The organism is Nocardioides sp. (assembly GCF_036274455.1).
Taxonomy (GTDB): domain Bacteria; phylum Actinomycetota; class Actinomycetes; order Propionibacteriales; family Nocardioidaceae; genus Nocardioides.
The window spans coordinates 1-5,555 of sequence record NZ_DASUFR010000230.1 but is presented as its reverse complement, the minus strand read 5'-3'; the positions used below and the strand labels follow the sequence as shown (position 1 = coordinate 5,555).

Genomic DNA, 5,555 nt, shown 5'->3' with positions numbered 1-5,555 from the left:
GCTTGTCGAGACCTCCGCAGGGTAGGCACCCGGGGGAGTCCTAGCGCCGGGTCGCCCGGCTTCGAGGCTCGGCGCTGGGGCGCCTCGTACCTCAGCCACCGTGGCAGGCACCTGCCGGCGTACCGCTGGTCGAGCTTGTCGAGACCTCCGCAGGGTAGGCACCCGGGGGAGTCCTAGCGCCGGGTCGCCCGGCTTCGAGGCTCGGCGCTGGGGCGCCTCGCACCTCAGCCACCGTGGTGGCCCTGCCGCGTGAGCGCGGCAGGGTAGGCACCTACCGGCGCACCGCTGGTCGAGCTTGTCGAGACCTCCGCAGGGCCGGCACCCGGGTGAGCCCCACCCCGGTTCAAGACAGCGGAGGATGCGGGATTCGAACCCGCGAGGGCTGTTAACCCAACCCGCTTTCCAAGCGAGCGCCATAGGCCTCTAGGCGAATCCTCCGCCGAGGAGGTTACAAGCCCCGGCGCGGCGCCAGCCAATCGAGGGCGAGGTCGTCGCCGCCGCGTTGGAGCGGCGTACGACGCTCACCTACACTCGTGCCAACCCCCCGTGTGGCGGCACCTAGCTCAATCCCCCAGGGCCGGAAGGCAGCAAGGGTCGGCAAGCTCTGCCGGGTGCGCGGGGGGCCTCTTCATGTCCGGGGTCCGTGGCGCGGGAGGGCAGGATCGAGGGGTGAACCCGGACGAGGTCCCTCCGGACGCCTTCGACGACCTGGTGCGCGACGCGCTCGACCAGCTGCCCGAGGAGGCGGCCGCGCTCGTGGCCCACATCGCGGTGGTGGTGCGCGAGCAGCCCGAGCCCGGGGAGGCGCCGCCGGGTCAGCTGCTGCTGGGGACCTTCCGCGGCATCTCCAACACGCGCGTCGGTGGGCGGGTGCCGGGCTCGCTGCCCGACGTCATCACGCTCTACCGGCTGCCGATCCTCGCGGTGTGCCGAAGTGTCGACGAGGTGGCCCCGCGGGTGCTGAAGGTGCTCGGCCACGAGGTCGGGCACGCGCTCGGCCTGAGCGAGGGCCAGCTGCGGGCCTACGGCTGGTACTGACGCCAGGCGGCTGCCTTTCGACTGTCGATGGCGCCAACTAGGGTTCAGGGGAAATGGAGTCCCCTCTCGCTCTCTACCGCCGCTACCGGCCGGAGACCTTCGCCGAGGTCATCGGCCAGGAGCACGTGACGGAGCCGCTGCGTGCTGCGCTCGCGGGCAACCGGGTCAACCACGCCTACCTGTTCAGCGGCCCGCGCGGCTGCGGCAAGACCACGAGTGCGCGGATCCTGGCCCGCGCGCTCAACTGCGTCCAGGCGCCGGTCGCCGACCCGTGCGGTGAGTGCGACAGCTGCCGCGACCTGGCCCGTGGAGGGCCTGGGTCGATCGATGTGATCGAGATCGACGCGGCGTCCCACGGCGGTGTCGACGATGCCCGCGACCTGCGCGAGAAGGCGTTCTTCGCACCGGTCCGGAGCCGCTACAAGGTCTACATCATCGACGAGGCCCACATGGTCTCGACGCAGGGGTTCAACGCCCTGCTCAAGCTGGTCGAGGAGCCGCCGGAGCACCTGCGGTTCATCTTCGCCACGACCGAGCCCGAGAAGGTCATCGCGACCATCCGGTCGCGCACCCACCACTACCCGTTCCGGCTGATCCCGCCGCGGCTGATGTCCTCCTACCTCACCGAGCTCTGCGACAAGGAGGGCGTCAGGGTCGAGCCCGCGGCGCTCCCGCTCGTCGTACGCGCGGGCGGTGGGTCGGCGCGCGACACCCTGTCTGTCCTCGACCAGCTGATCGGCGGCGCCGGTCCCGACGGGGTCACCCACGAGCTCGCGTCCGGGCTGCTCGGCTACACGCCCGACGCGCTGCTCGACGAGATGGTCGACGCGTTCGCGGCAGCCGACGGGCCGGCGGTGTTCGGTGTCATCGACAAGGTCATCGAGACCGGCCAAGACCCGCGCCACTTCACCGAGGACCTGCTCCGGCGGCTGCGCGACCTGGTCATCGTGGCCGCGGTGCCCGGTGCCACCGCGACCGGGCTCATCGACGTCTCCGAGGACCAGGGCGAGCGGCTGATCGCGCAGGCCGCGAGGTTCGGTGCCGCCGACCTGAGCCGGGCCGCCGACATCCTGGCCACCGGGCTGACCGAGATGCGCGGCGCTACCGCGCCCCGCCTGCTCCTCGAGCTGCTCTGCGCGCGGGTGCTGCTCCCGGGCGCCGACCACGCCACCGACGGGCTCGCCGCCCGGCTCGACCGGCTCGAGCGACGCGCGTCGATCACCGGGACGCCGAGCGCGCAGGCGCCTGCCGCACCGGCACCGCCGCCCCCGGCGCCGGTGCCGGCGGCCGCGCCGGCCCAGGACCGGCCCGCCCCGGCCATGCCGACCGCGGTCGGCACTCCCGTCCCCGAGGCTGCCCAACCCGCTGCCCAACTCGCTGTCCAGCCCGATGCCCAGCCTGATGCCCAGCCCGATGCCCAGCCCGATGCCCAGCCCGAGCCGGAGCCGGTCGCGGAGCAGGCCGTCCCGCCCCCGGCCCCGACCGGCGGGAGCGGGGGGCTGACCCTGGTCGACGTACGCCGCCTGTGGCCCGACGTCGTCGAGGCCACCAAGGCCCGTCGCCGGATGGCGTGGATCCACCTCACCCAGAACTGCCAGGTGGTCGGACTCGACGGCAACGTGCTCACCCTCGGCTTCTCCAACGCCGGCGCGCGGGACAGCTTCGTCTCGAGCGGCTGCGCCGAGGTGGTCCACCAGGCCGCCATCGACGTGGTCGGCGCGGACTGGAGGATCGAGACGATCGTCGACCCCGGCGCCCGGCCCGAGGGCACACCGGTGATCACCCGGGCCGCCACGGACCCGGAGCCGTCGGCCGCCCGGGAGCCCGAGCCTTCAGCGACCGCAGCGCACCCGGACGAGGCGGCGGCCGAGGAGCAGCCCGAGGCCGAAGCCGATCCGCGGCCGGAGGACACCGACCAGGCGCGTGCCGCCGCCCGCGAGGCCATCGCGGGGACCCGCCCGGCCGGCCGCGAGGCGCCGCGCCCGGACGCGATGGCGGCCGCCGACGCACACGCGAGCCGCGACGACCTCGACGCCGACCTCGACGACGTCGACGGCGAGGACCTTCTCGCCCGCGAGCTCGGGGCGTCCAAGATCGAGGAGATCGAGCACTCGTGACCACCGCGGCGACCGTGAGAGAGGCAGACCGATGACCGAGGGCCAGAACCCCTTCGACGCGCTCGGCGCGGGAGGCTTCGACATGAACGCCCTGCTCCAGCAGGCCCAGCAGATGCAGGAGCAGCTGCAGGAGGCCCAGCAGCGGCTGCACGACAGCGAGGTCGAGGGCACCGTCGGGTCGGTGACCGTCAAGGTCAACGGCGTCGGCGAGCTCACCGCGGTCGACGTGCAGCCAGGGTCCTTCGACCCGCACGACACCGAGAGCCTGTCCGACCTCGGCGACATGGTCGTGGCGGCCTACCGCGCCGCGAAGGCCGAGGCCGACTCGATGGCCACCGAGGCGCTGGGGCCGCTCGCCGGCGGCCTGGGCGGCGGCCTGGGCGATCCGGGCGGCGCGCCGGGCCAGGCGCCCGGCCAGCTCGGCTTCTAGAAACCTAGACTTCCTCCGTGTACGAAGGCGTGGTCCAGGACCTCATCGACGAGCTCGGCAGGCTGCCGGGTGTCGGACCCAAGAGCGCCCAGCGGATCGCCTTCCACCTGCTCCAGGCCGAGGAGCCCGACGTACGCCGCCTCGCCGACGTCCTGGTCGAGGTCAAGGCGCGGGTCCGCTTCTGCTCGACCTGCTTCAACGTCTCCGAGGCCGAGCAGTGCCGGATCTGCAGCGACCCCCGGCGGGACCCGACCGTGCTCTGCGTGGTCGAGGAGTACAAGGACGTCGTCGCGATCGAGCGCACTCGCGAGTTCAAGGGCCGCTACCACGTGCTCGGCGGGGCCATCTCGCCGATCGACGGGATCGGGCCGGAGCAGCTGCGCGTCCGCGAGCTGATGATGCGCCTCTCCGACGGCACCGTCACCGAGCTGATCCTCGCGACCGATCCCAACCTCGAGGGTGAGGCGACAGCGACCTACCTGACCCGTATGTTGAAGGACCTCGACCTCACCGTGACCCGGCTGGCCAGCGGGCTCCCGGTCGGCGGCGACCTGGAGTACGCCGACGAGGTCACCCTCGGACGAGCCCTGGCCGGCAGGAGGAGTGCCCGGTGAACGAGTCACCCGACCGATCCGCAGCCGAGCTGTCCAGCGAGACCGAGGACTTCGCCCAGAGCATCGCGGACTCTTTCTCGAGCTTCCTGCTCGCGCTGCGCGAGATCGCGCGGGAGGCCAACGTGGGCCGGGCGATCCCGCTGCTGCTCCTCGAGCTCAGCCAGATCTCGCTCGCCGGCGCCCGGCTCGGCGCCCAGCGGGACTTCGAGCCGCGCCAGGAGTACCAGCCCGACGTGGGGCCCGAGTCCGACCTCGACGAGCTGAGGCTGCGGCTGGCCGACATGCTCGACAACCTCGACACCTACAGCTACGTCTTCGACCCCTACGCGCCCGAAGCGGTCGAGAGCCAGCTCTCCGACGACCTGACCAGCATCGCCGCCGACCTCGAGAACGGCCTGCGCCACTACCGCGAGGGCGACATCGAGGAGGCGCTGTGGTGGTGGCAGTTCTCCTATGTCTCCTCGTGGGGCAACCTCGCCGGCGTCGCGCTCAACGCGCTGCTGTCGGTGGTCGCCCACGACCGGCTCGACACCGAGTTCACCGGCGAGGCCGAGGATGTCGCCGCCGCCGAGGAGATGCTGGATGAGGTGTAGCCGGCACCTGTCAGTTCCAACCTCGCCAGCTTGGTGAAGACACTGTCGGCCGATTGTCCACCCCCCGCGAACAGGCTCGCTGCGCTCGCTCCAGCGGCGCGTGTCCACCGGAGCGAAAGAAGTCGGGCCCGGACGCGGCGCCCACCTAGACTCGTACGTCGTGGGAATCGTCGTCCAGAAGTACGGTGGCTCGTCCGTCGCTGATGCCGCGGGCATCAAGCGCGTCGCGCAGCGCATCGTCGCGACGCGCAAGGCGGGCCACGACGTCGTCGTGGTCGTCTCGGCGATGGGCGACACCACCGACGAGCTGCGCGACCTCGCCGAACAGGTGACCCCGCTGCCGCCGCCACGCGAGCTGGACATGCTGCTCACCGCCGGCGAGCGGATCTCGATGGCGCTGCTGGCGATGGCGATCGCCCAGCTGGGCCACACCGCCAAGTCGTTCACCGGCTCCCAGGCCGGTGTGATCACCGACTCCGCGCACGGCAAGGCCAAGATCATCGACATCACGCCGGGGCGGATCGAGAACGCCATCACCTCGGGCGCGATCGCGATCGTGGCGGGGTTCCAGGGCGTCTCGCAGGACACGAAGGACATCACGACGCTCGGCCGCGGCGCCTCCGACACCACGGCCGTGGCGCTGGCCGCCGCCCTCGGCGCCGACGTGTGCGAGATCTACTCCGACGTCGACGGCGTCTTCACCGCCGACCCGAGGATCGTGCCCACCGCGCGCAAGCTCAGCCGCGTCTCCACCGAGGAGATG

The 5,555-nt window shown here is 72.3% G+C and carries 5 protein-coding genes, 1 tRNA gene, 1 other RNA gene and 1 pseudogene; 7 read left to right on the top strand and 1 reads right to left on the bottom strand.

Features of this window, described 5'->3' with window-relative positions:
- Positions 1-352: 352 nt before the first annotated feature.
- Positions 353-438 (bottom strand) — tRNA-Ser (locus VFV89_RS21970).
- 100 nt (positions 439-538) lie between these two features.
- Here VFV89_RS21970 and ffs point away from each other — a divergent pair.
- The 7 genes and pseudogenes from ffs to VFV89_RS21935 all read left to right on the top strand — a co-directional run.
- Positions 539-628, top strand: an RNA gene (gene ffs, locus VFV89_RS21965) — signal recognition particle sRNA small type.
- 41 nt (positions 629-669) lie between these two features.
- Entirely contained in the window at positions 670-1,038 is a 369-nt protein-coding gene (locus tag VFV89_RS21960) for a metallopeptidase family protein (RefSeq protein ID WP_329708120.1), read from the top strand.
- A gap of 53 nt (positions 1,039-1,091) precedes the next feature.
- Complete coding sequence (locus tag VFV89_RS21955) at positions 1,092-3,155, top strand: DNA polymerase III subunit gamma and tau (RefSeq protein WP_329708119.1); 2,064 nt, start codon at positions 1,092-1,094, stop codon at positions 3,153-3,155.
- Between the two features lie 31 nt (positions 3,156-3,186).
- Complete coding sequence (locus VFV89_RS21950) at positions 3,187-3,585, top strand: YbaB/EbfC family nucleoid-associated protein (protein WP_329708118.1); 399 nt, start codon at positions 3,187-3,189, stop codon at positions 3,583-3,585.
- Between the two features lie 17 nt (positions 3,586-3,602).
- On the top strand, positions 3,603-4,199 hold the full coding sequence (gene recR / locus VFV89_RS21945) for a recombination mediator RecR (protein ID WP_329708117.1): 597 nt from the start codon (positions 3,603-3,605) through the stop codon (positions 4,197-4,199).
- Positions 4,196-4,792 carry a DUF5063 domain-containing protein gene (locus tag VFV89_RS21940; RefSeq protein ID WP_329708116.1) on the top strand — a complete coding sequence of 199 codons (597 nt, stop codon included), beginning with the start codon at positions 4,196-4,198 and terminating at the stop codon, positions 4,790-4,792. The genes recR and VFV89_RS21940 overlap by 4 nt, the downstream gene beginning before the upstream one ends.
- Before the next feature lie 160 nt (positions 4,793-4,952).
- A pseudogene (locus VFV89_RS21935) lies at positions 4,953-5,555 on the top strand (aspartate kinase); the annotation flags it as partial.

Excerpts from the sequence above, each read along its gene's own strand:
- VFV89_RS21955 (WP_329708119.1), top strand. The coding sequence starts at position 1,092 with ATGGAGTCCCCTCTCGCTCTCTACCGCCGCTACCGGCCGGAGACCTTC.
- VFV89_RS21950 (WP_329708118.1), top strand. The coding sequence starts at position 3,187 with ATGACCGAGGGCCAGAACCCCTTCGACGCGCTCGGCGCGGGAGGCTTC.